Source organism: Dickeya sp. Secpp 1600 (assembly GCF_003049805.1).
Taxonomy (GTDB): domain Bacteria; phylum Pseudomonadota; class Gammaproteobacteria; order Enterobacterales; family Enterobacteriaceae; genus Dickeya; species Dickeya fangzhongdai.
The window spans coordinates 967,308-993,683 of the sequence record NZ_CP023484.1 but is presented as its reverse complement, the minus strand read 5'-3'; the positions used below and the strand labels follow the sequence as shown (position 1 = coordinate 993,683).

The 26,376-nt window shown below is 53.5% G+C and carries 24 protein-coding genes and 1 pseudogene; 11 read left to right on the top strand and 14 right to left on the bottom strand.

What is annotated here, in order from left to right; translation table 11 throughout:
- Positions 1-36: 36 nt before the first annotated feature.
- The 5 genes and pseudogenes from CPA59_RS04545 to CPA59_RS04520 form a co-directional block, all read left to right on the top strand.
- Positions 37-337 (top strand): annotated as a pseudogene (locus CPA59_RS04545) (transposase); the annotation flags it as partial.
- Between the two features lie 236 nt (positions 338-573).
- Positions 574-1,677 carry a hypothetical protein gene (locus CPA59_RS04540; protein WP_255412264.1) on the top strand — a complete coding sequence of 368 codons (1,104 nt, stop codon included), beginning with the start codon at positions 574-576 and terminating at the stop codon, positions 1,675-1,677.
- A gap of 664 nt (positions 1,678-2,341) precedes the next feature.
- Positions 2,342-3,478, top strand: coding sequence for a linear amide C-N hydrolase (locus CPA59_RS04530; RefSeq protein WP_038918025.1), 1,137 nt, complete (start codon positions 2,342-2,344; stop codon positions 3,476-3,478).
- A 245-nt stretch (positions 3,479-3,723) separates the two neighbouring features.
- The gene (locus CPA59_RS04525; RefSeq protein WP_107758778.1) at positions 3,724-4,392 is read left to right on the top strand and encodes a glycoside hydrolase domain-containing protein; all 669 of its coding nucleotides are present in this window, start codon (positions 3,724-3,726) and stop codon (positions 4,390-4,392) included.
- A gap of 74 nt (positions 4,393-4,466) precedes the next feature.
- Positions 4,467-5,111, top strand: coding sequence for a hypothetical protein (locus CPA59_RS04520; protein WP_107758777.1), 645 nt, complete (start codon positions 4,467-4,469; stop codon positions 5,109-5,111).
- Positions 5,112-5,285: 174 nt separating this feature from the next.
- Here CPA59_RS04520 and CPA59_RS22965 read toward each other — a convergent pair whose 3' ends face one another.
- Together CPA59_RS22965 and CPA59_RS04515 are read right to left on the bottom strand one after the other, a co-directional pair.
- Positions 5,286-5,435, bottom strand: coding sequence for a hypothetical protein (locus CPA59_RS22965; RefSeq protein ID WP_162942909.1), 150 nt, complete (start codon positions 5,433-5,435; stop codon positions 5,286-5,288).
- 9 nt (positions 5,436-5,444) lie between these two features.
- Positions 5,445-6,299: a hypothetical protein gene (locus tag CPA59_RS04515; RefSeq protein WP_038918023.1), complete on the bottom strand. Its 855-nt coding sequence runs from the start codon at positions 6,297-6,299 to the stop codon at positions 5,445-5,447.
- A 475-nt stretch (positions 6,300-6,774) separates the two neighbouring features.
- On the opposite strand from CPA59_RS04515, the gene CPA59_RS04510 reads away from it, so the two are divergent.
- The 6 genes from CPA59_RS04510 (at position 6,775) to CPA59_RS04485 (ending at position 11,554) form a co-directional block, all read left to right on the top strand.
- Positions 6,775-7,164, top strand: a complete 390-nt coding sequence (locus CPA59_RS04510; RefSeq protein ID WP_038918022.1) for a hypothetical protein — start codon at positions 6,775-6,777, stop codon at positions 7,162-7,164.
- Positions 7,165-7,183: 19 nt separating this feature from the next.
- Entirely contained in the window at positions 7,184-7,576 is a 393-nt protein-coding gene (locus tag CPA59_RS04505; RefSeq protein ID WP_107758776.1) for a hypothetical protein, read from the top strand.
- A gap of 1 nt (position 7,577) precedes the next feature.
- On the top strand, positions 7,578-8,654 hold the full coding sequence (locus CPA59_RS04500; protein WP_107758775.1) for a hypothetical protein: 1,077 nt from the start codon (positions 7,578-7,580) through the stop codon (positions 8,652-8,654).
- Positions 8,655-8,672: 18 nt separating this feature from the next.
- Complete coding sequence (locus CPA59_RS04495) at positions 8,673-9,785, top strand: HBL/NHE enterotoxin family protein (protein ID WP_107758774.1); 1,113 nt, start codon at positions 8,673-8,675, stop codon at positions 9,783-9,785.
- A 66-nt stretch (positions 9,786-9,851) separates the two neighbouring features.
- Complete coding sequence (locus tag CPA59_RS04490) at positions 9,852-10,904, top strand: hypothetical protein (RefSeq protein ID WP_049854433.1); 1,053 nt, start codon at positions 9,852-9,854, stop codon at positions 10,902-10,904.
- Between the two features lie 122 nt (positions 10,905-11,026).
- Positions 11,027-11,554, top strand: coding sequence for a GTPase (locus tag CPA59_RS04485; RefSeq protein ID WP_107758773.1), 528 nt, complete (start codon positions 11,027-11,029; stop codon positions 11,552-11,554).
- 173 nt (positions 11,555-11,727) lie between these two features.
- Here the strand turns inward: CPA59_RS04485 and CPA59_RS04480 are convergent, their stop codons facing one another.
- From CPA59_RS04480 to CPA59_RS04425, 12 genes are all read right to left on the bottom strand, one after another.
- Complete coding sequence (locus CPA59_RS04480) at positions 11,728-13,020, bottom strand: efflux RND transporter periplasmic adaptor subunit (protein WP_107758772.1); 1,293 nt, start codon at positions 13,018-13,020, stop codon at positions 11,728-11,730.
- A complete protein-coding gene (locus tag CPA59_RS04475; protein ID WP_107758771.1) occupies positions 13,013-14,479 on the bottom strand; it encodes a TolC family protein in 1,467 nt (488 codons plus the stop codon). Before CPA59_RS04475 ends, CPA59_RS04480 begins: the two co-directional genes overlap by 8 nt.
- Entirely contained in the window at positions 14,472-15,758 is a 1,287-nt protein-coding gene (locus CPA59_RS04470; RefSeq protein ID WP_107758770.1) for an ABC transporter permease, read from the bottom strand. The genes CPA59_RS04475 and CPA59_RS04470 overlap by 8 nt, the downstream gene beginning before the upstream one ends.
- Before the next feature lie 202 nt (positions 15,759-15,960).
- Positions 15,961-16,368 carry a hypothetical protein gene (locus CPA59_RS04465; RefSeq protein WP_038918013.1) on the bottom strand — a complete coding sequence of 136 codons (408 nt, stop codon included), beginning with the start codon at positions 16,366-16,368 and terminating at the stop codon, positions 15,961-15,963.
- A 149-nt stretch (positions 16,369-16,517) separates the two neighbouring features.
- Positions 16,518-17,243, bottom strand: coding sequence for an ABC transporter ATP-binding protein (locus tag CPA59_RS04460; protein ID WP_049842531.1), 726 nt, complete (start codon positions 17,241-17,243; stop codon positions 16,518-16,520).
- A gap of 537 nt (positions 17,244-17,780) precedes the next feature.
- The gene (locus CPA59_RS04455) at positions 17,781-18,257 is read right to left on the bottom strand and encodes a GyrI-like domain-containing protein (protein ID WP_038918012.1); all 477 of its coding nucleotides are present in this window, start codon (positions 18,255-18,257) and stop codon (positions 17,781-17,783) included.
- Between the two features lie 182 nt (positions 18,258-18,439).
- Positions 18,440-19,426, bottom strand: coding sequence for a tripartite tricarboxylate transporter substrate binding protein (locus CPA59_RS04450; protein ID WP_107758769.1), 987 nt, complete (start codon positions 19,424-19,426; stop codon positions 18,440-18,442).
- Between the two features lie 50 nt (positions 19,427-19,476).
- On the bottom strand, positions 19,477-20,463 hold the full coding sequence (locus tag CPA59_RS04445) for a tripartite tricarboxylate transporter substrate binding protein (RefSeq protein WP_072093534.1): 987 nt from the start codon (positions 20,461-20,463) through the stop codon (positions 19,477-19,479).
- Between the two features lie 31 nt (positions 20,464-20,494).
- Entirely contained in the window at positions 20,495-22,576 is a 2,082-nt protein-coding gene (locus tag CPA59_RS04440) for a biotin/lipoyl-binding protein (protein WP_049854429.1), read from the bottom strand.
- 2 nt (positions 22,577-22,578) lie between these two features.
- Entirely contained in the window at positions 22,579-23,943 is a 1,365-nt protein-coding gene (locus tag CPA59_RS04435; RefSeq protein ID WP_107758768.1) for an efflux RND transporter periplasmic adaptor subunit, read from the bottom strand.
- The gene (locus tag CPA59_RS04430; protein WP_107758767.1) at positions 23,936-24,841 is read right to left on the bottom strand and encodes an efflux RND transporter periplasmic adaptor subunit; all 906 of its coding nucleotides are present in this window, start codon (positions 24,839-24,841) and stop codon (positions 23,936-23,938) included. Before CPA59_RS04430 ends, CPA59_RS04435 begins: the two co-directional genes overlap by 8 nt.
- A complete protein-coding gene (locus CPA59_RS04425) occupies positions 24,838-26,364 on the bottom strand; it encodes a TolC family protein (protein ID WP_071605158.1) in 1,527 nt (508 codons plus the stop codon). Before CPA59_RS04425 ends, CPA59_RS04430 begins: the two co-directional genes overlap by 4 nt.
- Positions 26,365-26,376 lie beyond the last annotated feature (12 nt).

Sequence of the window (26,376 nt, the reverse complement as noted above, 5' to 3'; positions counted from 1 at the left end):
AAAGTCATTTGAAATGACTTAAAAAAAGAGGTGCCTATGAGCGGTAAACGTTATCCCGAAGAGTTTAAAATCGGAGCGCTGAAACAGGTTGTTGGTCTCGGCCATTCTGTTTATAGCGTGGCAACACGCCTTCATATCACCACCCATAGCCTTTACGCCTGGGTAAAGAAGTACGGCTCGGGCTCTTCCACCAATAACGTTCAGTCAGATGCTCAGGCTGAGATTCGACGGCTCCAGAAGAAACTAAAGCAATTTACTGACGGGGCTAATTAAGCAGTTTTGGCTTGAGTCCGGTTGCGTATATGGCTACCGCACGATCCACCTCGAACTTCAAAAATAAGGTAAATACATCTAATGATTTGGCTATTAGAAATAGTAACCTCATTGAAACAAATTTTACCTTTATTAAAGTAATTCAATCTCATCTAATAGAAAAACAATGATATCATCAATATGTTATTATATGCGTTTCATTATCGTTTATAAAACAAACCATCATCCACCTATCCGATTTTTAATAAATTACGCAATAACTTCTTCTTGATAATGATTTTTCGATAGGAGAAAACCATCTTGAAATTACTAATAAAAATATTCATCCTTATATTAATATCGGGCTGCACAAATCTAGTAAATAATAAAGCAAACAAGCCGGTAGCTATCTCGCGCAGTACTGATGCTATAGCGGTGGCATCAAGAATATCTCTTCCCGTGATGTCTAAGGTAGTAGCAGGAAATCGTTTTTACTATGTCCGGCTGCGGATTGGAGATGGACCGGAAACTAATGTTATCCTTGATACAGGTTCTATCGGGCTCCGGGCTATATCTACGGTAGTACCCCATAGAAATCAGTTTGGCCGAACTATTGTTTACAGCTATGAGAGCGGCAACGAATTACACGGTAGTGTTTCAAATGAGCGCATTACCGCAGGTGAACATCAACTTGGAACCATACCGATTCAAGTTGTCGATCAACTAAGATGTAGTGCGCAGGTGCCGAATTGCACGGTAGCCAAGCTTGCCCCTTCCACCCCATTTGCACAAGGCATTGACGGCCGTAGTAGCCAAGAATTTGGTGGCATCATGGGTATTCGGCTCTATTCACATGATCGATTGATACCCAATCCTTTAAGAGCCGCGGGCTTTAAGGGGTGGATTGTGCAACTTCCGCGCCCTGGAGAAGAGCAAGGAGCACTTATTCTCAACCCATCAATGGCAGAATTAAAAGGGTTTACTCGAATCAAAGTAGATAAAAACGGGTCTGTTCCCGCTTGCCTTGATAGTGGCAACGCTACGCAGATCCTATGCCTTCCAACTGTGCTAGATAGCGGCGATCCGCATGTTTTTATTTTTGAACGCAATGTTAAGAACCATGTGATGTCACCGGGCACTTTAGTAAAACTGAGTCTATTTGATGGCGATAGAGACGATCAAAAAGTGGTCTTAAAATTCACTTCAGCCCAAAATCCAGGAAAAGAATCAAAGGAATTATTGCACTACAATCCGGCATTGATTTCTTTTAAATCGCTTAACAGGGTGTATGACACACCATTTATTAATTCTGGGTATTTACCGTTTCTTGATTACTTAATTTATTTTGATGCTAAGGATAGCGTTATAGGCATGCAGGAACGAAAAATCGCTAATCCCTCAGGACAACAAACCGTAGCGAATTGACCCTTACTCGAAATGATGTTAATTCCCCTGAACGGAGGTGGTGCCGATGAAAAGTCGCGATTCACCGAAGAACATTGCCCTGACGCAAGAGTAACTAAGCACGCCGGTAGCCAAGGTCTATCGATGCTATTTCCTTTTGATGGCCGACACAGAGCGTGTCATCGTCCAGAACCCGTCTCATCTCGGAATTAAGCTGCGAACGGCGTAGCGTCGTAGATCACCTCAGTTTCCAGGGCCTTGTTACTCATTTTGGTCATGATAGTTTCCTTCGTTATGAAAAGAAAACGTAGTCTGGAGCAACGTAGTGACAGATCCTGTCACCACGGTTAGAGGGATGGCCACCGCCATGCGTGACGTTGAAGAAGCCGTTGAATTTATCGATGAAGAACTGAAACCATTTCCACACTGATCGTAAGATTAATATTACAAAGAAAACATATGCCTTCGCAGAAGGCGATTAAACAGTAGCAATTATCGCAATTCAAAACCGGCGGATAACTAAATCAGAACGAGAAATAAAAATTAAAATATTATTGCGACGAAAATATAAAAACAAAAAATTAATCCACTAAAAATAATCAACAATTGAAAATCTAAAAAATACGAATGCAATGACAGATGCCATCTATAATTAGTTGGCATTGAAAAACTGAAAGGAAAAAACATGAAGAGAAATAATAAGCGAGTTAACTCTGTTGCTTGCATTATATCGCTGGGCGCATTAATACTTAGCTCATCCGTAACGTTTGCCTGCACACGGCTAGTTTATCTGGGTGATAATAATGAAACGATCACCGCTCGCTCGATGGACTGGAAAAAAGATGTGGGAACAAACTTATGGGTATTCCCACGCGAGTTACCTCGTTCTGGCGAAGCGGGACAGCACTCGCTTAAGTGGGTGTCTAAATATGGCAGCGTCATCGCATCGGCTTACGATATCTCGACAACAGATGGCATCAATGAAAAAGGGTTAGCCGCCAATTTGCTGTGGCTGGTAGAATCAAAATATCCCACTACTGCGCCTACCGCTGAAAAACCGGGGCTAAGTATCGCCGCCTGGGCGCAATATGTACTGGATAACTTCGCCACCGTCGACGAGGCGGTTCAGGCGCTAAAGCAGGATAAATTTACGCTGGTCACCGCCAATGTTCCTGACGAAGAACGGCTGGCAACGCTGCATTTGTCATTATCCGATGCATCCGGCGATAGTGCGATTATTGAATATATTGACGGCAAACAGGTCATTCACCATAGCCGGGAGTATCAGGTAATGACCAATTCGCCAGTTTTCAACCAGCAATTGGCGCTCAATGCCTACTGGAAAGAGATAGGTGGAAGCGTCATGTTGCCGGGCACGAATCGGGCGGCGGATCGTTTTGTGCGCGCCTCATTCTATGTGGATAATATTGCCAAAAATGAAGGGCATGATAAAGCTTTAGCCAGTGCATTCAGTGTGATACGTAATGTTTCCGTTCCCTACGGTTATACTCTGAAGAATGAATCGGACAAACCGAACAAACTGGATAAATTGAATAAGCCGGCTGGACCAAATGAACCTGATCAACCGAATATCGCCTCAACCCGGTGGCGTAGCGTAATTGATCATAAATCCATGCAATATTTCTTTGAATCGGCCTTATCTCCCAATATCTTTTGGGTCGATCTGAAAAAGATTGATTTCTCTCCACGTGATGGCAGCGCCATGAAACTGGATCTGGGGCCGAACCAAAGTACGATCTACTCCGGGCAGGTTTCAGAGCAATTTAAGAAAGCAGAGCCCTTCAAGTTCGCCGGAATATAAGGTATCACACCAGATTATCCCTTCTCTATGGAGGGATAATCATCTGGCGGATGATATATCAATAGCATGTCAGATAGCCAATTGGTATGAACCAGGAATATACCAGAAAGTATTTAGCGTGCTGGTCAGCGATAGCTGCCAACGCCACTAAGATACTTTTCCACCGATAACGCGAATTAACACGAGCAGTTTTACATCCTGAAGCCGCAAGAGAGAATCTCGCACTATTTTGATATGAGGATATTATGCCGACATATTTCGCTGGATTTGATTCTTCTACATTCCCCGGAAATGAACTGATGGGCTGGTTCCAAGAAAATACCAACCTGACATGGTGTGGGTATTATCTTGCCGCAGCGCCGAGCCATGAAGATACGAGCTGGATGGGACAACGGGCAACCCTGCAGTCTGACGGCTGGGGATTAGCGCCAATATACGTTGGGCAGCAAGTCACCGGTCCGGGTTCTCATGAAGTAACGCCGTCGCAGGGTTCAGAAGACGGCCAACACACGGTGCAACTCATGAATAGCGAGGGCTTTCCCGCCAACAGTTGGGTCTATCTGGATCTCGAAAATGGCCCGCCTTACCCAACTGCGCAATCCGGCTATGTACAGGCGTGGGCAAGCGCGGTGCAAGCCGGAGGATATCTCGCAGGAATTTACTGCTCTCATGACCTGGCTGCCGCGGTACAGCAACAATTACCTGCCAGCCGTATCTGGGCATTCAGGGTAAACACAACCGAACAGGAACCCTTTCCTGGCACAGATTTTCCGACGGTAGCGCCGGATGGGTGTGGATATCCGGAAGCCACAATGTGGCAACTACGACAAAACTGTGTAGTTACCGCTGGTGATGACGCCTGTTCTCTGACGGTGGACCTCAGCAGCAGTACGGTTAAGGATCCTTCCTGCTAAAACAGGCAATCACTCATAAACCGTCCCTGTCATCAATCAGGTATGACATAAACCAATACAACCGGTAGGTTCAGATGTTTATGCAAAATTCATGTTTCAGCCGCTTTTTATCTGCTTTTTTCCGTCGGCACAGCCTGCTGGTCATGTTGATGGTCGGTCTGGTCTTGCCCGCGTTGGTACAGGCGGCAGAGACGAATACGACATCCCCTCTTCCCCCGGCGGCGATATCGTTGCCGCCGATGTCCAGCCCGGCCAGCGTATCCGGAATAGCCGGTTCCGGACAGTTGCTCCCACCAACACAGGTGAATTCATTGCCTTATATCGCCGTTAGTCCATTACCCAAAACTTTGACGTATTTGATTCTGGCCGGCATCACGCTGATATGGGTGTGCGCGCTTGGCGTGGTGACAAAAACACTGCGCAAAGATCAATGGAGTTTGAAGAATGCGCTTGAGGAGGAAGTCGAGCTGCCCGCCGGTACGCCGCCGCCGGCATCCGGCGTCATGCCATTGATGGTAGCCAGTACCTCGAGGCTGATCGCGTTGATAGGGACTATCATTCTCGGGACGTTTTTTCTGGCGATTGGCTATTATGTGGTCTGGCAGCTCTGTAACGGTCAACCCATCCAGGATGCGCTCGATGCCTGGAGCTATTTTCTGGCTGGTACAACATTGTTCCTGCCCTACGGCTTTAACAAGGCATCGTCATTATTTAAGTAACCGAAAAAGCCATATGGATAGCGCACACAGGCTGGCCCGGTAGCTATCTTGAATAATATTTTTAGGCTGTCCCCTTAATGATGCGTTCCGCATTTCACCCTGAAAATAGCACGGTGGACTGAATTAGCGACACGCATAATTAAAGGGTACAGCCTGATAGTGCCGGATTTCACGTCAATGAGGAAAGGTGGCCTTGACTGTCCACAACCCATTAGGCTGTTTTATTTTTTCCACTACGGCCCCTTCACTTTCAAAATCTTTTACTACTTCGTCAACCTGATCAGATGGGATATCGGTGAGTTCATTAACCGGTTTCTGGTTCATAGCCGCTCCTTATTTAATAGGTATTTCTTCAACAGCCTTTTCCCTTGCAACCGAGTAAGTAGCGCCTCTGATAAACAAAGTAATTGAAACGCCCGTCAACCCATTGGCACTCATCCATGAAGTGATCTTTTTCTCATTCAACTTATTGATGTTATTACCATCAGGCTTCCAGAATTTACGAATCAAATCACCGGCATCATCCTGCTCATAAGACGATGAAATTATCGCGGCGATCTCATTATCCGCTTGCGATTTCAGCACGCCAGCCTGTTTATTGACCTCACTAACCGCACCAATAATAGTGCCTGATTGGTAATACGCTTCTATATCCACCAGCCCTCTCATCAACGAATAATCCCTGACGCCTGATTTCATACCTGAATAGATGAGCACCAGTGTTTTTTGCCGGCTTGCCAGCATCTGCGAAATCAAGGCTGGCAGCGTAGAATCATAATATGCATTTTTATCAACAGACGACTTTACACCCGTCACCGTTGCCGATGTGGCTGATAATATCGCTTGCGTGCTCGACACTGTTGATACCGCCGCTGTTGCGCCCAGCGCTAAAACCAGAGAGTCCGCACCAATGCTCAGCTTTTTATTTTCAACCAATAATCCATTGATAAACTGATTAAAATTAATATCTATCGCACGTATTCTGGCCGACAAGACTTCGTTTCTATATCTCTTCTTTTCATCATCATTTAGCTTTGCATTGTATATCCCAATAACATCCTGCTCAAAGTAAGGTTTTAGCATTATCAGGTCATTTTTCACATCATATGACCGTTCCGGCATACCTGATATCGTAGAACATCCAGAGAGAATCAAGCCAGAAAAAACCAAAAAAAGCATGCTTTTCATTCAGCCTCCATCCGTATTAATTAATTCACTCATAAATTATTTCATAGCCATTGATAAAATTAAGACTGCATTTAAAACATTAGAAAGAAACATTCGATAAATAATCAACAAATGAAATGAATTATGAGAAACTAGAAATAGTCATTGCCTGCAATTATATTGCAATTGACACCCATGAAAAAACCATTTCAACAAAAATATTGTGGTTATTTCCATACCGCTCTCAATAAAATAATATTACAACCAACCGTAAAAACAACCTTCATAGAATACAATCAGTTACGCTACTAAAGTCTGATACCAACGTAAGTAAATAAAAGAAAACACAGCCAAACTTATTTGACCATCACAGATTCATGATATAGACATAAAAATAATAAAAATCCACCACCGAAATTATTGGAATAATTCACACGAAAACCAAAAATAAATTAAAAACCGTGTTCCTCATTGAGAAATAAGGGCAACAACAGCAATGAAAATTATCAATGTACTTATTGTGGTAAATACCACCGGCACCCTCACGTCTGGAAATATTACCGGGTACGCCTATCTGGTGGATAGTAACGGTTTTTTGGGGTCCTGGGGAGAAGGCAGCGCAGCCTTGCATACCGTGGCTCAGAATGGCGACCAAATTCAATGGCACGCCGTGCCGGTAAGTCCGTGGGGTGATGTGACTATCACCGGTTTTTCCGGGCCGCTGGTGGAACAAGGCATTTGCCAGCCGCAAAAAGAAGCGGCGGACGGCAGCCCCTGGCTTGGCTGGGTGGAATCGCGAGGGCAGTTCTCATTCTTTTCCTATGAAGTGACCGTGTTGGTGGGAGAAAAAACCTTCTCCCTCAATGCCGCCATCGATGTGGTGTAACAAAACGAGGAGAAATGAAATGAACGAAATTGACGTACTTATCGTGGTGGATGCCGAAGGCGCGCTGGCGTCCGGCAATCTGGGTTCCAATGTGTACCTGATCGATACCAACAAATATATCGGTTCCGGTAACGAAGGTCAGGAGGAGTTGAAGACCGCCTGTCAGGACGGCCAGGTGATCAACTGGCATGTCACCGGCGTTTCGCTGTCCAGCGACGTGTCCATCATTTCGTTCACGGGCCAGATGGTGAATGACAAAGTATGCGTCCCTGCCGCAGTGAACAGCGTCAATGGCACGTACTGGCAAGGCCGGGTGGAAGCGCAAGGCACCACCGGCAGTCAGCAATATTCCGTGGTTCTCGGCCTGGACGGCCGTTCCATGACTTTTGACCCTTTCATAGTGATCAGCTGATATGTTAAGTCCATCCGTATACGACGCACAAAACCTGCTCACCGACGCTTTCAATCAGGTGATGCAGCTCGATAGCTACGCCTTCACCTGTAGCAACACTATCATCGGCAAACTGCCTGATGACCCTGACTGGCTCGCTTCGGTGCGCAGCCGGATGTCAATGCTGAGTGATGCCGGCAACCACTGGGCTCAGGACAAGCCCGATCTCTGGGGGAGTATTCTTCTCCAGTTCCCTGACTACGCCTCAACCTTCGCCGGAGTGGTAAGCGCTACCGCGCAAAAAAACAAACCGTCGCAGAGCCAATGGCTGGAGCTCCTGAAGAATGTGCTTCTGCCCCAGTTGAACAACGCGGTGGAAGCCACCGGCACCGCTGCTGATGCGTTAAATAGCCACCAGCAAGCCTTCGCCGATATCCAACCCTTGCTCGATAAAAGCATCAGCGAAGGCTGGCAATCTCTGGGTCAGGAAGAGCAACAGATGCAGGACATTGCCGCCAAACTGCAGCACCTGCAGGATCTGGTGGCGTCCCTGCAAAGCAGTATCACCAGTGAAGATATCAGTACCGGCAAAGAAATCGCCACCACCACCGTCAAACTGCTTTACAAGGTAGCCACCGCAGCAGGAGAAAGCGTCTCCTTTCTGGAAATGGCGTCAATGGCCGTCACCATCGGCAAGTACTTCTATAACGAAATAGCGGACACCGCCGAGATAGCCAGCACCCTGAAAGAAATTGCCGACCTTCAGGATCAAGCCTCCGACGCCGCCCAGGCGGCGGCTGGGACCAAGCTGGTGCTGCAACTGTTAAACAACCTCGAACTGACCTTTTCCAAAATCGGACAAGGGGCTTCCGACTTGAAAAGTTTATGGAGCAATGAGCGCGACAAAGTCACCGAAGCCATCAACGCGCTTGAGGCCGGCGCCGACCCTGGGCAATTGCTCGATCTTTTCACGCTGCCAACCGCCAACACCAACTGGCAGACGCTTGCCGCCTTCGCCAGCGGCATTCCGCAACGGGTAGCCCAGGTTGGTTCACCTGTGATTCTCAACCCGCAACAACCCAACGAGTATTCAGCCTAATCCCTAAAGGAGCGAGATATGAGCAGCAACGTGACTACCCTGCAAAACAAGACCCAGAAAGCCTTTCTCAGCCTTAACCTGATCACTCAGGCCTGCCACGGCGTTCTCAACACCGCGTTCGTTCAACCACCGTCAAAACCCAGTTGGTATGACGGCCTGTCCGCCAAGCTGGATGCGGCTCAGGCTCACGCCAGCGACTGGATCGACAACCTGGCGCCGGATATCACCAGCGGCGTCCCTCTGGCGGTAGTCGATTATGGAACGACCTACACAGCCATCAGCCAGCAAATCCAGCAGATTGTAAAAGCGCATCCCAATGCTAGTGGAGCAGATGACCAAAATGTCCAACAGGTCGCCAAGTTAATCGCCGCATTGCGCGATCAACTCGCCGACATGTTAAGCAGCATGGATACCACCTCGCAAAAACTCAAAACGTGGGGTGACAAAATGCAAAAGTCCCACGATGCGCTGACTTCCGGGGCTAGCGATATTCAATCGGCAGAAACCGACCTCACCAGTGATGTCGCTAAAATGAACCAAGCTATCAAGACATTACATGACATCATCACCGCAGAAAACATCGCACTGGCTGCCAGTATTGGCGCAACTTTCCTCGGCATTATCCTCGGTATACTCGGCATCATCTTACTGCCGGAGACATTGGGTGTCAGTGCCATATGGAGTGTCGGCGGAGTAATGTGCGGTATTGGTGGCCTTCTGGCCATAGGGGGAGCCGTTGGCTGGGGGGAAATGCAGAAAAAAATAAACAATAACTTTGATGAAATCGCGCAAGACCAAAAAGAATTGGATGCCGATAAGCAACAGATCGTAGCTTTGCAGGGTCTGGCTGCTGCCAGCCAGCAGGCCGTCACCTATATCAATACCGCCACTTCCGCCCTGTCCGAGTTTCGCACCAGTTGGGCCATGTTCGATGGCGAATTACAGAGCGTCGCCAACAAGCTGTCACAAGCGGAAGATTCCCTTTCGACCATTGTTCAGGGAGCCATCTCGAGTGGGGCCGACACGGAGTGGAATATGGTTATCAACTTCGCCCAGCAGTTGGCGGACCTGCCGGTTTCCGTCCAGAAGGGCACCATGACGATGAATGGCCCCATACAGCAAGCCTCCTAACATCCGCCCTTTACTCCCTCGCCCTTTTCAAAAGGGCGAGATCACACCATCCCTCAAGGAGATCCCATGACGTTTAGCGCGCAAGCCTGCAATGCCCAAATCGACCACTCACAATGCGCTATGGCGCTATTGCATTCCTCCTGTCAGGCATTGATTGAAGCGGAAATCCAATCGGTCAATGCGTCCTGGTATTCGCAGCTCGACCAGGATCTGGGTAATGCCCAGCAATTGGTCGTGTCCTGGCGTCGCAGCGGCACCCTGTATTTCCAGAGCGACATCCTGAACGCCATCGCTACCTGTGGTAACGCCATCACCGCCGCGCAGGGGCCTCTCACCCGGCTATTCCAGCAACTGGAAACGCAATTTTCTCCTGCTCTGCGGGAACAGACCGTGAACCAGTTACAGGCGCTGTCCCCACCGCTACAGGCCATGTTGGGCCAGATGGACAACTACATCTCGACATTAAAGGGGTTTGAAGATCAGATGGTGAGCGCCGAACAAACCATGCAGCAGACAATCGCGCAGGTTCAGGCACAAGAGACCAGCATTAGCCTCACGATTGACGCTATCAATACGCAGATCAGCAACCTTCGCACTCAAATCGGGAAAGACCGACAAACAATCGCTAATGCACAGGCGGCAGAGCACCAGAACATTCTCGAAACGATATTTGGCATTCTTCTGGCGCCGATTACTGGAGGGCTCTCCCTCATTCTGGCCGGCATTGGCGTCGCCTCTCTCGTTGAAGCCAAAAGCCAGATAGCCGATATGCAGAGCCAAATCAGCCAGTACCAGCAAAAAATCATCCAGCAGCAAGACGGCCTGAGCAACGACCAGCGCACGGTGGCCTGCCTCAAGGGGCTAACACTAAGCAGCGGCTACGTCATCAGCGACATTGATACCATTAACCAAACGCTGGATAACCTGCGCACTACCTGGAATCTCTATCAGGGTGAAATGGACGCCATCATTCAGCACCTGAACCAGGCTACGGATAGCAGCGTCGCCGTCCTCGCTAACGCCTGGTTCCAGAGCGCTTGCGCAGAGTGGCGACTGATTCAGTCCCATGTCACGACAATCAGCAATGCGCAGACAACGACACAGTTTGTGACGGTGTGATTGAAATATAAAAAAATAATAATTTTCCTTATACCATAGGGGGAATGAGACATTCGCTGTGGCGGCGGCGCCCGGCCGTGCGCTCACCTGGATACCAGACCCGGCGCTGTAGGGAGAAGACGATGAAGCTTTCAGATTTAGGAGACAGAATTTGCATTATGGGGCCGTCGAACAGCGGCAAATCTACCCTTGCTAATGCGATTTCGCAGAAACGTAATCTGGAAGTGATCCATCTGGACCAACTTTTTCATGTCCCCCATTCAAACTGGCAAGAACGCCCTCTGAGTGAGTTTATGTTATTGCATGAGCTGGCAATAAATAAGGAAAGCTGGGTCATCGATGGCAATTACAAAAGATGCCTGCCGCAGCGTTTGTCCCGCGCCACGGGACTGATTCTGCTGGATGTCTCTACGCTGTCGAGCTTGCTGCGTTATGTAAACCGGACGCTATTTCAATATAAGCGCTATGGTGGTCTGGAAGGGGGGCAAGACCGGCTTAACTGGAAAATGTTCCATCATATTGCTGCCGTCACGCCTAAAAACCGAAAACACTATGCTGAACTCTTTGACACGTTGACCATACCAAAAATCAAACTGACCTCGATTAACGACATTAATAAACAGTTTGATGAATGGGAGCTCACGAGATAGCCATCTCAATCATCAGCCATATTGGCCCGTCATAACAGTCCACCATAAATAATCCGCCATAAATCATCCGCCATAATCCCCCGTTATTGATAAGCGTCGTTTTCAATACGTGGATATCGCGACCGGCCCGGCCTGTAAGCTGCTTTCATCCGGGCGCGATGCATCAATCGGCTTCATTCCGCAGCGCCGCTGCTGTTCGTGATTTCGACGTACCCTGGACCTTCAGGCAGCCCCTTCACTTCCACGCCTTGCGGCACCGCCACGCCCGGCACCACCGCACGTTGCTGCGGCACGCTGTCGGCATCCTGACGGAAGAGAACATAGCTGTTGCCGGCCTCGTCCGTGTGCAATGCCTCGACGGGAACGGCGATGCCGTGCTCATTACGATACGTGACCACCGACAGCCGGGCGCTCATCCCCAGCCGCAGACGCTGGCGCTGTTCCGCCGGCGGAGTAGCAAGAGTCACCAGCACATCGTAGCGGGCGCTGGCGGCGGCCATGTCGCCAGCGCGCCCTTCAATACCGATGGTCTGGATACGGCCGTTCAGCGTCAGCCCGGCAAAACCGTCGCCGCTGATCTCCACCGCCATCCCTTCGTGCAACTGATGCAGGTCGGCCTCTTCGAGACTGGCTACGACCTGTAGGCGATCAGGATTGATCAGCCCGAACAGCGGCATCCCCTGATTGGCCCGCATCCCCGGCTGCAATGGCTGGCGTTTATCGGTTTCCGGCGCGGCGGGGCGCACCAGTACGCCCGCAAACGGCGCACGCACCACCTGCTGCGCCTGCATCGCCATCAGCGTTTGATGGCGCGACTGAGCGTTAGCCAGTTCCATCTCGGCGATCTGACGGTTTTCGCCACGCCCCCGGTCCAGCGCCGCCTGCAATTCCTCCTGCGCGGCGGACAGATCGAGCCGTTGCGCCTGAGCCTGTTGAGCCAGCGCATCGACTTCCATTCTGGCGACGATGCCGCGCTCAAACAGGGTGCGGGTATCTTTCAGGTTGGCCTCGGTGTTCGTCAGGCTGATACGCGCGTTATTCAGGGTACGTCGCGCCCGCGCCACATCCTGACCTTGTTCCCAGTGCTGCATGTCCTGCACCGTGCGCTGCGCTTTTAGCAAGTCGGCCAGCGCCTGACGCAGTTGGATATCCAGCAGGCCGGTATCCAGCGTCAGCAACGGCTGGCCCGCTTCCACCCGTTGCCCTTCATTGACCAGCACGTCTTTGATCATGCCGTCAAACGGCGCGGAGAGCGTCAACGTGGCGGCGGCCTGAATCCGCCCGGTCAACCCCAGACGGTTTTCCAGCACCTGCGGTTCAACGCGTAGCCATTGCGTCTGCGGCATGGCGCTGGTCGCTGGCGGCCAGAACGTCCAGATAGTCGCCGCTACGCCCAGCGCGAGGGCGACCATCAGCGCCATACGCCGGCGCAGCGGGCGTTGCCGGTATCGTGAAAGATTAATCATTGAGTGAGATATCCCAGCTTTGCAACGTCGTACCCAGCGTTTGATCCAGATCGGCCTGGGTGTTGAGATAGGTAATCAGGGCGCTGAGCCGGGCGTTTTCGGCGTTACGCAGATCGGTTTCAAAACTCAGCACCTGAAAGTTGCTGGAGCGCCCGGCGGTGAGTTTTTCCCGTTCGATATCCAGCTTGCGACGCGAAAGATCCCGCGCGCGCTGGGCTATCTCAAACTGGCGCCAGCGGGTGCCGATATCGCGCACGGCGTTGGTGACGTCGCGCTCCAGTTGCTGGCGGCTTTCGGCGAGCTGAATGCGTTGATTCTGCACGTTAACCCGCGCCTGCACCTCCGCCTGCTGCTGACTCATATCGCCGATGGGAATGTCCACCTGCACGCCGACATAGTTCTCCCAGTTGCGCGACCCGCCCACCGCGCTGTTGCGATCGCGCAGCTGACTGGTTCCTCCTACCAGCGACACATCCCACAGGCGGTCATTGCGCGCCACCGCCAGACTAATGTCGGCCTGTTTATCGACGATCAGTTGCGTAAGGTAGGCGGGTTGCAGCGCCTCGGCCTGAGACAACGCGGCGGCGGGGCTGACGTCGACGCGGCTGGCCTGCAACCGCTCGGTCGCGCGGACAGGCGTGCGCAAATCCAGCGCCAGCAGTTGCAGCAGCGCCAGGCGGCTAACGTCAAGCTGATTGATCGCTTCTTCACGGGACAGCTCCTGAGTCGCGACATCCGCTTCCGTCTGGATGATTTCGAATTCGGCCATGCGCCCGGCGGCGATCAGAGAGCGGTTGACCTCCAGCAACTGGCGTGAACGCGCCAGCGCTTCATCGGCGATGTTCAATTGCTCCTGCGCCTGCAGCAACGCCCGATAGGCCATGATGACTTGGGTGATAGTTCGGGCGACGGTGGCCTTCAGCGTCAGCCGGTTGATCTGCTCGGACAGCTTTGCCAGCCGCACCGGCGCGGTGGCGATCTCTTTACCTGCACCGCGCAGCAACGGCTGGATAACCGTGATCGTGGCGCCGTCATTGCGGGTACGACCGGCTTCATCCGCCAGCGTGGAGCGGTGCGTCCAGGCCAGACTCACGCGGGTGCCATAAGGCGTCAGCAGCGTAGTGGTAGGCGCGATTTCGCCCTGACGGTAGCGGTCATCCTGATTGCGCGCCGCCAGATAGCTGCCGCTCAACACCAGCTTGGGAGTAAAGCGGTCTTCGGCCACCAGCAGGTCGAATTTCTGCGCGACGCGATCCAGATAGGCGCTACGAATGGCGCGGTTATCGCGCAAGCCAAGATAGATAGCGTCGCTTAGCGTCAGATCGATAATCTGCGCGTTGGGAGACAAGGTGCTGCTGCCCGCACGGGTCGCCTGAGAAGGCAGCAGGCGGTCGGTCAACGCGGCGGACGCATCCAGCCCAACCAGCAGCAACAGGACGAGGGCAACCGTTCTAATCATCACGCAGCGCCTTTACCGGCTCCAGCCGGGCCGCCGTCAGGGCGGGATGCAGACCAAAGAACACCCCGACCGCCAGCGAACTGATAATGCCCAAAGGCAGCGACAGCGGGGACAAAGCAAAAGTCCAGCCGGACATGTTCACAAACAACCAGGCGGCGAGCAGGCCGACAATCGCTCCAGCCAGCGCGCCGACGATCGCCAACGCCGCCGCCTCCAGCAGAAACAGGCGGCCAATATCTTTTGGGCGGGCGCCCAGCGCCATACGCACACCGATTTCGCGTCGCCGTCCGGCAACGTTCATCACCATAACGTTCATCACGCCCACGCCTCCCATCAGCAGCGACACGCCACCCAATCCGGCGAGCAGCCAGGTAAAGGTGCGCGACTGCCGCGCCATACCTTCCAGCAGTTGCTGCGAGAGTTGCACCGACACCTCGCGTCCCGGCGCCAATGCCATCATGTAATCACGCAGTGCCGCAGCCTCTTGCGGCAACGTTTCACTACGGCGGCTGCGCGCCACCACGCTGCTGATTTCAGGAGAGGAGAGAAGACGGTGCATGCCTTCGATAGGCAGGATGATAGCCTCGTCCACCGGCACCGGAAGCAGCGGGTTTTGCCCCTGCTCTTGTAAAATCCCTACTACCTCAAACAGATAACCGCCAAGCTGTATTCGGCTGCCAAGCGTCGCCGGCGTACCGGCTTCGCCCAGTTCGACCGCCGTTTTCGCGCCAAGCACGGCGTAGGTGCTCTGGCGATCGTAACGGGTCAGGAAGCGGCCATGTGCGACCCGCAACGCCAGCACCTGCGCCAGTTCGGCGCCGGCGCCGGCCACGATGGCATTAAATTGACGTCGGTGCAGGCGGGCAGTGGTCGAGGTGAGAATAAGCGGCGCGGCGTACCGGATTCCAGGCAAGGCGCGGGTTAGCGCGTCGATATCCAGCGTGGCGGGCACGCGGCGCTGGCTGGTCTGCGCCGCGTCGGCAAAGCCGGCGACCAGCATATCGCTGCCCATATCGCGAAAGGCGCGGAGGGCATCCGCCGCCGCGTTGTGGCCGATGTTCAGCAACGCTACCACCGCAGCGCACCCCACCGTGATGCCCAGCAACGCCAGCACCGCCCGTCGCCCTAACTGGCGCAGGCTATCCAACGGTTCGGTCAGCATGTAATGCAGAGAAGCGCCGTAGGGAGAACGGGCGACATCAGGCAAGGCCGCGTGCCGTTCTTCCGGCTGTTTCGCGGAATGTATCCCTTTGGCGTAGTCCTCGTCGCGCTTTAACACAAATACCGAGCCTTTATCGCATCAGGAAACGGTCTTTTCCGTCACCACGCGAGAGGCAGCAACCAGACGAGGAAACCGCCCGGCCCATTGTCTCTGCGCCGTCACGGATAAAATTTGAATGTTCACGCTATCCTCCCTGATTCGTGCTGTTAACTGACCCACACCTTTGTGGCAGAAACGGCGTGGGTCATTTCCCTGTCAATTAGTTATTGAGAGGGGATTTATAATTTCCGGTCCAGTTAAGGGCGTTACCGCTGGTATTGCTATTGAAGACAACCAGTTTGTAAGTACCGCCGGTGCTGCCCATCTGATAGGAGACATTGCGGCCTTCACTGACGCTACGCCAGCTTCCACCCACCTGCTGATACAGCTTGAGCGTCAACGACAGAGAAACGGAAGAGGAACCAAAATTCGGCGTTAAAGACGCCATCAGGTATGCCGAGCAGTTGTACGTTTTGGAATAGATCTGCACTTCGGTTTGAGGATTAACCGAGCCCGATACCGGAACGGTCACACGGGTCGGGCCGCAACTTGCCGCGTTCGCCTGAGAGGCGGCGCCCAGAGCCAGCGCACTAACAACTAACAATTTTTTTAATGATTTAAGGTGCATGGAAACCTCCCTTGGTTTCGTTTTACGCTGTCATAAAAAAGACAGCATCCTTTATAAAATAAGGCAATAAGTCAGAAACTTTGCCGCTAGTCAATATCGACTCATCCGACCAAACCTTTACAAATAAATTAGTAACCATATAAAAATATTTAACTATTGATGTATTCCTGAACGCGGCCATCGCTCACCTGAATACGACGCTGCATCTGCCGGGCGATGGATTCGTCATGCGTGACCATCACCAGCGTCACCCCTTGTTCCCGGTTCAGCGCCAGCAATAACGACAGAATATCGCCGGCGGTCTGGCTATCGAGATTGCCGGTGGGTTCATCGGCCAGCAACAGTGACGGCTCGCCGGTGAGGGCGCGGGCGATGGCGACGCGCTGTCGCTGGCCGCCGGACAGATCCGCCGGGCGGTAATGGAGGCGCTCGGCCAGCCCAACCCGTTCCAGTTGACGCCTGGCCGCCTGATGGGCATCACGGCGGGAATAACCGCGATAGAGCAGCGGCAGCGCCGCGTTATCCAGCACGCTAAGACGCGGCAGCAGATTAAAGCTCTGAAAAACGAACCCGATAGTCTGGTTGCGTATTCTGGCGCGTTCATCGGCCGAAGCCTGCGCCATGTCACAGCCGTTCAGCCACAGTCGCCCCGATGAAGGTTTATCGAGCAGCCCGATAATGTTCAACAGCGTGCTTTTTCCTGAGCCGGAAGCGCCAACGATGGCGCAACTCTGCCCTGCGTCAACCGACAGGGAAACATTATGCAGAACCGGGTGCGACGCTAACGCGGAGGGATAAGCGTGGCTAACCTGTTCCAGCTGTATCAGACCGGGGGCCGATGTTCCCGGTGGCGTGTCGAACCGGCCTTCCTGCATGACTCCATCCTTTGGTGATGCCCGTTATTACCGCCTGCCCGGCGCCGCCGGATACCGGGCAAGGCAACATCGCTTGCTCATTCGGGGCCAGATCATTCGCAATATTCAGACAGCGAATCATACACGAAACATAAAAAATGCATGACTAAACCATCATAATTGCCGGTAAAAAATGACGACACGGCACACGCCTCACTGACCGTCACATCGCTGGAGAATATGCCGCATGATTCCTGAATACGTTGTCTGTTATTCCCGCGACGGGGCGTGATGTCATCGCGGTAAGGCCATCAACCGGTATGCCGAGCAGGCAACAGCGATGGCATCAAGCCACCGGAAGCGCTCGATAGGGTCGTTCAAAGTGGGAGGGTTCCAGCTGCGGCGCGCAAGTGCGTACCACGCCGTCAGCTATTTCCAGACGCATACCGGAACGGGAAAACCTGAGGGTATCGCGGTTTGATCGCCGCCGACGCTGGAGCCGGAGCATATTACGTCCGGCTTTATGGCATCCTTGCCATCAGCGAAGACGCGCAATCTTCATTGTTGGTCGTCGTCATTCGGGTCGACCGACTGCCAGATTTCAATTTCCCAGTTTCCATTGCTGCCATCGCATAAATACCGTTCAAAGCATACGCCTCTGGCCGGCCTATACCCATTCTGGGCAATCAGGTCATATAGCTCGCCCCAGGCTTTGGCGAATTCACCGTTGCTGACAATGGTATGCAAGACCGCGAACAATCCCTCTGGAATCGTTTCCTCGCGGACACCCAGCGTATTCTCGCCTATCGCCGTTTCAGCCGGCAGCACCAGCGCCACATCCGCCCGCAGCTGATCTTGTTCCGTTTCTGATGGATCGTCCCAGTAAAACGCCAGCGTTTCCGTCCAGGGCAATTGCTGCTCCTGCGCCCACGCAATCAGTTTCTGAAATCCATCGGGCACCGATTGATGATAAGGCCCGATAACGCGCAGGCAATGCACCTTTTTAGGCTGTGCCACGTCAAAACGCAGTGTCATATTTCCCCCTCATTGCTCGATTAACATTACTGTATATAAACACAGCATCATTAATCACACAACAAAAGCAGGGCTATTTGATAAACGTTTTTGACATTACCGAACCGCGCCGAAAGATGATTTCTTCATAAATAGCGCGACGTGCGGTCATTACGGGGACGATAGCCCGGCGCGAACGCGGCTCACACTTTGCTCACCCGATACGTCTCAATCAGGTCGGCGTAATACGCCTGCTCCTGTTGAATTCGCTGCCGGATTTTATCGGGATTGTCGTACACCGGCTTCAGGTAATATTTTCGCAGCATTTCCAGATAGTCGTAGCTCACGATGGTGCGTTGCATCGCGTCCGCCAGCGGACGATAAACACTGTCCGGCATGCCGGCGGGTGCGAACCAGCCGTACCAGCCATTAATATTCATCGACGGAATCCCTTGCTCGCGGCAGGTCGGCACGTCATCCACCCCCGGCTGACGCAAACGGCTGGTAGAGGCGATCGCCCGCAGCTTGCCATTCTTATACAGATCGAGCGAGTTACCGGAAATCAGAAACGCCGCCGCCAGATGCCCGTTCAGCAGATCATCCACAATCATGGAAGTGCCATAGTAGGATTGCGGTTGCAGCGCCACGTTCTTTTCGCGCCCGAGCACCAGCTGCGCCATGTGGCCGGGAGAGCCAAACTGGGCAAAGCCGATATTGCTGAACTCCGGGTTGCTTTCCACCCAGCGCACATAATCGTCCAGGCTTTTTACCCTGGCGTCCACTATCGGCCCCAGCGTCAGCAGCAAGGTATACTCGCCGGTTATCGCCAGCGGCTTGAAATCGGTCAGAGGATTGTAGGGCAAGTGGTTGTAGATAGACGGGAAAATAATCAGCTGCGGCGATTGCGCCATCAACAGCACGCTGCCATCGCCGGGCGATTTTTTCGTCGACATCACCGCCCTGATGCTGTTTTCACCGGGTTCGTTATACAGCCGATAACGTCGTGCACGATATTGAGATTCCAGCAATACCGACACTTCGTTCGCCACCTTGCTGCCCAACCCGGTCTGAGCATAACCAAACATCACCACGCCCTCCTGCGGCGCGGCGGCCTGAGGTCCACGCGAATACAGCGCGGGGAATAGCAGCGAAGAGCAGCCCGCCAGGAATGTTCGCCGGGTCATAGCCATATGTTCGTCTCCCAATCGATTTGCGGATGTTCCATCAAGGCAGCCTCACCTCAGATCCGGCTGATGTGATAGCTGTCAACCAACTCGCGGTAGTACTCCTGCTCATCGCGAATACGCTCCCGAATCCTATCGGGCGACGACGACGCTACCGGCTTCAGAGAATAACGTTCCAGTACAGAGGCATAATGTTCATGCTGAATGCGCTGTTGTAACGCCTCGGCCAGCGGCGCGTAGACGCGGTCGGGCATTGAGGCCGGCGCAAACCAGCCGTACCAGCCGCTAATCGCCATTTCCGGCACGCCCTGTTCCTTGCAGGTCGGAATGTTTTCCCAGCCGGGATGACGTTCAGTGCTGGTAATGGCAACCGCGCGCAGGCGACCGCTTCGAAACGCGCTGGAGGCATTCCCCGAAATCACCAGCCCGGCGGAGAGGTAGCCATTCAGTAAATCCTCGATCATCATCGAAGAACCAAAGTAGGCCACCGGCTGGATCGCCACTTCTTTCTGGCGCGACAGAATCGCCTGCGCGATATGGCCGGTCGAGCCGAACTGGGTGAAACCGACATTACGGTATTCCGGGTTCCTCTCTACCCAACGCAGGTAGTCATCCAACGTTTTGACCCGAGGATCCACCAGCTTGCCGACGGTCAGGAACAAGGTGTATTCCCCCATGATCGCCAGCGGCTCGAAATCCGTGAGCGGGTCATACGGCAAACTGCGATAGATCACCGGCAGCAGATTCATCTGCGGCGACTGGGCCTGCAACAGCGTGCGGCCATCGGGGGCAGCGCGTTTAACCGTCGAAACGGCGCGCAGGCTGTTTCCGCTGGGGATATTGACCAGCTTGTAAAAGTTCTGCTGATAAGATTGCGCCAGCGACGCCGCAGTATCGACCGCCAGTGAGCTGCCGATCCCGGTTTTGCCGTACCCGAAGATCAATTCGCCGGATGGCGCGGTTTCCGCGGCTCCCGCTCCCAACCAGGGCGCGACCATACAGGCGGAGGCGCCTGCCAGAAATGCACGTCGAGTCAATGTCATGTCACCCTCCCGCGTTACTGGTTAACTTCGGTTACTGGTTAAGCTCTGAAATAATCAAACGCCACAAACGTTTTCCCGACTGACTGGCCAGGCTCTCCGGCGCCAGCCGCAACACCACTACGCCCTGCGACGCCTGCTGATTGCGCAGGCTGGCGTCGCTAAACAGAAACTGGATTCGGTGCATCGCCACCACCGGCACCGCATCCCCTTTATCATTTTTCAGCGACGCGATCGGCCCGCCATACAGGACGCTCAGGGATTTCGGCGTGATAAATTCGGAGCTGTTCGGATCCAACTGTTCAACCTTGACCGGCAGGGACGGCATCGACAGGTTATTCGGGATAAATTTGCCCGTCAGGTCGGGCGACAGGCGGGAAACAAAGGTTTCATCCACATAGCCGATGATGTCCTGCTTGTCGCCTTCCAGAATCCGACCGATGACCTGATCCGGCGAGAACCACTGCCCCGGCTGCAGATTGGCGATCAAATCCACCACCACGCCATCGACAGGCGAACGCCAGACCAGCTGCGCCAGTTGATTATCCAACCCGGCCAACGTTTCTTCCGCTTCCTGCAACTTCTGCCGCAGCGTCACGGTTTCCAGTTTTTCCGCCTCGGAACTGCTGATGCGGTTGAGCCGGAATTGCATCAGGTCATGCTCCATCATCGCCTGCTCGCGCTGAAAGGTGAGCTCCGGCGAGGAAAAACGCAGCAGCACCTGCCCCTGCCGCACCCGGTCGCCATTACCGATAGCGACCGTCTCCAGCCGCGCTTTATCCGGCGCGTGAATCAGGGTTTGCCCCTGGATATTCACCATGGCGGGGATATTGACGGTGCGGGGAAGAGGGCAAAAAAAGGCGATAATCGCCACGAACGGCAGCAATGTCAGCACCAGTTTACGTCTCCAGGTTATTTTCTCCCGGTGTCGAACCATATCTCTCCCCATCAGCAAAAGCGGCTGCAGCACATAGTGATAAAGGATGTAAGCGAATATCAGTATCCCGATGAGCGGAATGAAAAACCGATAAGCCAGGTAACCGATGCCCAGAATCAGAAACATTTGATACGCCAGCACCATCAGGCCATACAGCGCCATCAGCTTGGGGCGCAGGCCGCCGACCGGCTCCGGCTTGTCCAGCACCGGTCCCAGTACCCATCGGTGCCAGTAATAATTGAGCAGCGAGCGTGAGCGCGGCTGCAGGTTTTCCACCCCGGTCAGGTCGTTTAAAAAGTAGTAACCGTCAAAACGGGAAAACGGATTAAGGTTGATAGCCAGCGTCGTCACCCAACTGGTGGTCGCCAGCACAAAGCAGATGGAACGCAGCGTGCCCGGCGGCAGCAACGCCCATCCCGCGGTAGCCAGACCGGCGATCAGCGTTTCGGCCCCCACGCCGCCCAGCGCAATCCACATACGGCGACGAGGCTGGACAACCCGCGCCGCGTCGGTCAGATCGGTGTAAAACATCGGAAAGATAACAAACAGGGAAATGCCCATTTTCCCTACCCGACATCCCTGACGATACGCCACAAAGGCATGCCCCATTTCGTGAAACCACTTCAAAAACAGGATCGCCACACCAAACCCCAGCACGCCCTGCAGCGAATAGAAATCCCGAAAAGTGGCGAGGTAGCTGTCCCACTGTCTGGCCGTCAGATACAACCCGGCCAGCGTGACTACCAGCCAGAGCGTCAACAGCGCTCGGGTAAGCCAGCGAAGATGATGTCCGGCCACCAGGTTCAGCAGCGGCATCGGATCCCATAGCGGCAGTTGCCGGACGCTGGGTTTGCGCAGCAATAGCGCCTTGGGCTTTTCCTCCACCGATTCCGCGTAGTCCTGCGCCATCAGCAGATGCTGCTGGCGCAGAAACAGCGTCAGCGAACCGAACTGTTCAATATTGAAACGCAGCCCGCGTGAATCCAGCAGCGGTTTCAGTTGACCGATGGTGCGGCAGCCGGGCCGGGAAATCAGCATCACATCACTTTCCGGCAACTGGAAGAAACGATGCTGCCAGGGATCGTAAATGCGCCAGCTCATCTCTCCGTCGCTGCCGGGGCTGGATTCCAGTTGCAGTTCCTGACGTAAACGGGGCAGCGCCGTGCTGTCGTCAACCATATTCAGATCCCCAGAAACTGTCTGGCCGACGCAATCGGACGGCGCAACAGCTGAAACCACAGCGGCACGTCTTCCGTGTAGATGCGCGCGGTTCCCCGGGCGCCGATACGCGGGTAGACGTCGTCGCTATCCGCTTCGGCCAGCAGCGTATAACTGCTGACGCCCTCCGGCGTGATCTGCGGGGTATAACTGAACGTGGTCAGCGTGGCGTTATAGGATTTCAACGGCGAACTGTCGAGAAAGATGCGGATCCGGTCGCCGACTTTAAGGTGGATGCTGTCATTGACCGGCAGCGCAATCTGATACTGGATCTTTTGCGGATCCGCCACCTGCATGATCTCCTCGCCCACCCGCACGGTTTTGCCTTCCCAGTCGCGCTTATTGGTATAGATGGCGATGCCGGATTGCGGCGCGACGGCTTTGGTGCGCTGGTAAATGTCCGTCATGTACTGATAGCGCCCCCTCGCCAGCAGGTATTCGGTACTGGCGACCGCCATCTCCTGACGGAATTTTTCATCCTCAAACGCCGAGGCGTTGACCTGGCCGCTGTGCGCTTCCGCGACCGCCAGTTCCTGCCCGGCCAGCACCATTTCGTTGTAGGGTTTCAGATCTTCGAACTGCACCAGCGACGTTCCGGACGCCACCTGACTGTTGGGCGCGACCAGAATCTGGCGCACTACGCCGTCAATGGGCGCGGTCAGGCGGTAGGGATCGCGGGCGATCACCTCCACCGGTGCCACCACGCTGAGCGGCACCGGAATAAACCCGCCCGCCGCCAGAATAGTCGGAACCAGCCACAGGCAGTGACGCAGCAGCCGCGTTCCCTGCGACAGCCGCGGCTCGCGCCGCAACGCCAGCCACGCATGGGTGTAAGTTTCGGAAAGACGCAGCGCCAGCGACTGCTCGGCTTCATTAAAGTCCTGCTCGCTACGCAGATAGAGCACGCCGGCCTCCGGCTGCTCCCGATAGCCAAGCGGCAACCAAAGCCCATGTTGCAACGGATAGTTTTTCAGTTCGGCTGCCGCCGCCTGCTGCAGATTCATTACCCGGCACGCATCCAGCGCCTGACCTTTTTTATTGAGAAACCGCTCCAGCGCCAGCAGCAACGGCGCTTTGCGTTCCACGCCCTTTACGTCCGATACCTGCACCACGCGCAATTTGCCGGAGAACTGATTGCGCTGCCAGACAATCGCCTGCTCATAGGGCAACAGCTGCCGCACCGCATTGGCGATATGCGCTTTCATGAGCCGTTCGTCCGCCAGCTTTCTGATCGCGGCTTCAAACTGCAGCAGTTTCAGGGCGGGCAACGCCAGTTGCCCCAGCGGCGCAGCGTTGTTATTGCTTTGTGCGGGGATCGTATTATTCATGGCCGTCCCCCTGTGGTTTTAAGACATTCGATTGTTTTAAGACATCAGACTGCTTTAAGACATCAGACTGCTTTAAGACGGCCGACTGTTTGAAGATGACCGAGCCGCTCATACCGGGCCCAAACACCTGGTGGTTCAATGCGTCGGCATCGAGCTGGCCGATAATTTTTACCGTCTTGCTCACCGCATCGATTTGCGGCAACACCTGAGTGACATGGCCCTGATAAGCCGACTGGGTTTCATCCACCATAAACTGGAGCGGAATGTCGGCCTTCAACCAGTTCAGCCACGAAGACGGCACAATCACGTTCAGCTCCAGCGCGCTCGGGTCCACAATGGTAATCAACGGTTGGCTAACCGACACCGCTTCATACGGCGAGACTTTCAGCTCCTGCACCACGCCGGCAAAAGGCGCGCGAATTTCGCAATAACTGATTTGAATCGCCAGCCCGCGCGCTTTGGCGACCGCCTGATTGTATTCCGCCTGCGAGGTGAGCAAATCATAGCGCCCCACCGACTGGAATTTATCCAGCTCGATATTGGTGTCCCAGGCGTTCTTTTTTACCTTCACTTCTTCATTGGCCGCGTCCGCCTCGGCACGGGGACGCGCGCAATTAAACCCGACCAGCAGGTCGCCCTTGTTAAACGCCATCCCTTCGCGAAACGGAATTTGTAATACCTGGGCGCCCAGTTCCGAAGAGAGCGTGGCCCGATTTATCGCCCGCAAAATACCATGCGCCTGATAAACGCCATTCTCTTCAGCAAAAGCCCGGTTACCCGATAATACCGCGCGGGAGTTCCCTTTCATTACCGTCCCATTATTTTCCGGCCCGACGCCGTGGGCGGAAAACGACAGGGCGGCAATCACCAAAATAATAACGAGTCGACAGTTTTTCATGGATTTTCCCGCCTTGATACTTCCGGTAAGGTGGTAATTTCTTCCGTCCAATAAAACTGGAGTTTTTTCGCGATACTGGAGACGGAATCCTTTTCAGTAATTTCAGAATCAAAATTATCGATACCCATTGAGGCATACAGATTGGCGTAGGCATTCTGTAAATCGGCGTAGGCGGTGTCGTAACGCACCTCGTCCAGAATGGTTTTCATTTCAACCTGTACCAGATCCATCTGGCTGATGATTTTTCCCTGAAAACCGGCACGGGTCAGTTCTAATATATTGTCCTGAACCTCATGACTCTGACGCACCGTATTTAACTCCTGAGAAAGACGGATAAAACGCGCCCTGGCGACATAGATTTGCGTAAGAATAGCCATTATCAACGCATCCTCACGCGCCTGAATCACTTTTGCTTCGGCCTGCACCACCTTATGCTGCATCGGATAACTGAACACATTCATCAGATTCCAGCTGACCGTGCCGGAGAGATTCGTCCATTCATTGTTATAGAGATATTTATTGGTGTCGTAATTCATGCCCAATAACGTTTTAAATGAAGGCAAATTGCGAACCCACTGTTTCGTCAATTCATTATCATTGATCCGTTTTCGATAACTGGATTCACGCAATTCAGAGCGGTATTTCAACCCAATCAATATCATCTGCTCCGCCGAACCGGGTAATTCCGGCACGACGGCGGTCCGGTCCGGCAGAACCAATTTGAACGGTGTTTCGGGTTTCAGGTTAATCAGCGCCGCCAGCTGCTTTTTGGCAAAAAACAATTCACGCTGCATGCGCTGCACATTAGCCTGAATCTCCAGCAGATCATGCTGATAGTTCAGCACCTTTAGCGGCGACACGTTGCGCCGTTTCGCCAGTTGTTCGGACTGGTACAAGGTTTTCTGCGCCAGCGCTTCCAGCTTGATCAGTTTTTCATGGGTACGGTCGGCGCTGACCGCCCGCCAGTAAGCCGTACGCACATCCTCCAGAATACGGCTGATGACCTTACGTCGCCGCTCCTGGGATATATATTGCTCGTCCACATTCTGTTTGTTCTGAATATAGGACAGGCCGAAATCCAGAATATCCCAACTGGCCGCTAACTGAGCGGTATAGGTACGCCGTTCCGAAGATGTCGAAGATTGCAACGACTGGCTGCCGTCGATCAATGAGCGGCTGCTGGAGCCGGAGTCATTGTTGCGCTGACTGCCGCCCACCGACGCCACCACCGACGGAAACATGCCAAGCCTTCCCAGCTCGCTGAGTTTGCTTTTGTATTCCTCATCCATCAGTTCGATTTTCTGGTCGAGGTTGTATTTCAGCGCTCGCGCCATCGCTTCATACAACGAAATCGGCCCCGAAACCGCCTCATCACGGGACACGATCTCATTGATACGGTCATACGCACCCCAGGTTTGTTTATCGGTATCAATCGGTGGCGACGTCACCGCACACCCGGTAATCGTCACCACTCCCCAGACAGCAAAAGACGCCAAAACAGACTGTTTAATAAAATCAGGCATTGTGACATTCCA

Bases quoted from the DNA above. Each gene is read 5' to 3' on its own strand.
- CPA59_RS04530 (WP_038918025.1), top strand. From the start codon at position 2,342: ATGAAGAGAAATAATAAGCGAGTTAACTCTGTTGCTTGCATTATATCG.
- CPA59_RS04525 (WP_107758778.1), top strand. From the start codon at position 3,724: ATGCCGACATATTTCGCTGGATTTGATTCTTCTACATTCCCCGGAAAT.
- CPA59_RS04520 (WP_107758777.1), top strand. From the start codon at position 4,467: ATGTTTATGCAAAATTCATGTTTCAGCCGCTTTTTATCTGCTTTTTTC.
- CPA59_RS22965 (WP_162942909.1), bottom strand. From the start codon at position 5,435: ATGAACCAGAAACCGGTTAATGAACTCACCGATATCCCATCTGATCAG.
- CPA59_RS04515 (WP_038918023.1), bottom strand. From the start codon at position 6,299: ATGAAAAGCATGCTTTTTTTGGTTTTTTCTGGCTTGATTCTCTCTGGA.
- CPA59_RS04510 (WP_038918022.1), top strand. From the start codon at position 6,775: ATGAAAATTATCAATGTACTTATTGTGGTAAATACCACCGGCACCCTC.
- CPA59_RS04505 (WP_107758776.1), top strand. From the start codon at position 7,184: ATGAACGAAATTGACGTACTTATCGTGGTGGATGCCGAAGGCGCGCTG.
- CPA59_RS04500 (WP_107758775.1), top strand. From the start codon at position 7,578: ATGTTAAGTCCATCCGTATACGACGCACAAAACCTGCTCACCGACGCT.
- CPA59_RS04495 (WP_107758774.1), top strand. From the start codon at position 8,673: ATGAGCAGCAACGTGACTACCCTGCAAAACAAGACCCAGAAAGCCTTT.
- CPA59_RS04490 (WP_049854433.1), top strand. From the start codon at position 9,852: ATGACGTTTAGCGCGCAAGCCTGCAATGCCCAAATCGACCACTCACAA.
- CPA59_RS04485 (WP_107758773.1), top strand. From the start codon at position 11,027: ATGAAGCTTTCAGATTTAGGAGACAGAATTTGCATTATGGGGCCGTCG.
- CPA59_RS04480 (WP_107758772.1), bottom strand. From the start codon at position 13,020: ATGATTAATCTTTCACGATACCGGCAACGCCCGCTGCGCCGGCGTATG.
- CPA59_RS04475 (WP_107758771.1), bottom strand. From the start codon at position 14,479: ATGATTAGAACGGTTGCCCTCGTCCTGTTGCTGCTGGTTGGGCTGGAT.
- CPA59_RS04465 (WP_038918013.1), bottom strand. From the start codon at position 16,368: ATGCACCTTAAATCATTAAAAAAATTGTTAGTTGTTAGTGCGCTGGCT.
- CPA59_RS04460 (WP_049842531.1), bottom strand. From the start codon at position 17,243: ATGCAGGAAGGCCGGTTCGACACGCCACCGGGAACATCGGCCCCCGGT.
- CPA59_RS04455 (WP_038918012.1), bottom strand. From the start codon at position 18,257: ATGACACTGCGTTTTGACGTGGCACAGCCTAAAAAGGTGCATTGCCTG.
- CPA59_RS04450 (WP_107758769.1), bottom strand. From the start codon at position 19,426: ATGGCTATGACCCGGCGAACATTCCTGGCGGGCTGCTCTTCGCTGCTA.
- CPA59_RS04445 (WP_072093534.1), bottom strand. From the start codon at position 20,463: ATGACATTGACTCGACGTGCATTTCTGGCAGGCGCCTCCGCCTGTATG.
- CPA59_RS04440 (WP_049854429.1), bottom strand. From the start codon at position 22,576: ATGGTTGACGACAGCACGGCGCTGCCCCGTTTACGTCAGGAACTGCAA.
- CPA59_RS04435 (WP_107758768.1), bottom strand. From the start codon at position 23,943: ATGAATAATACGATCCCCGCACAAAGCAATAACAACGCTGCGCCGCTG.
- CPA59_RS04430 (WP_107758767.1), bottom strand. From the start codon at position 24,841: ATGAAAAACTGTCGACTCGTTATTATTTTGGTGATTGCCGCCCTGTCG.
- CPA59_RS04425 (WP_071605158.1), bottom strand. From the start codon at position 26,364: ATGCCTGATTTTATTAAACAGTCTGTTTTGGCGTCTTTTGCTGTCTGG.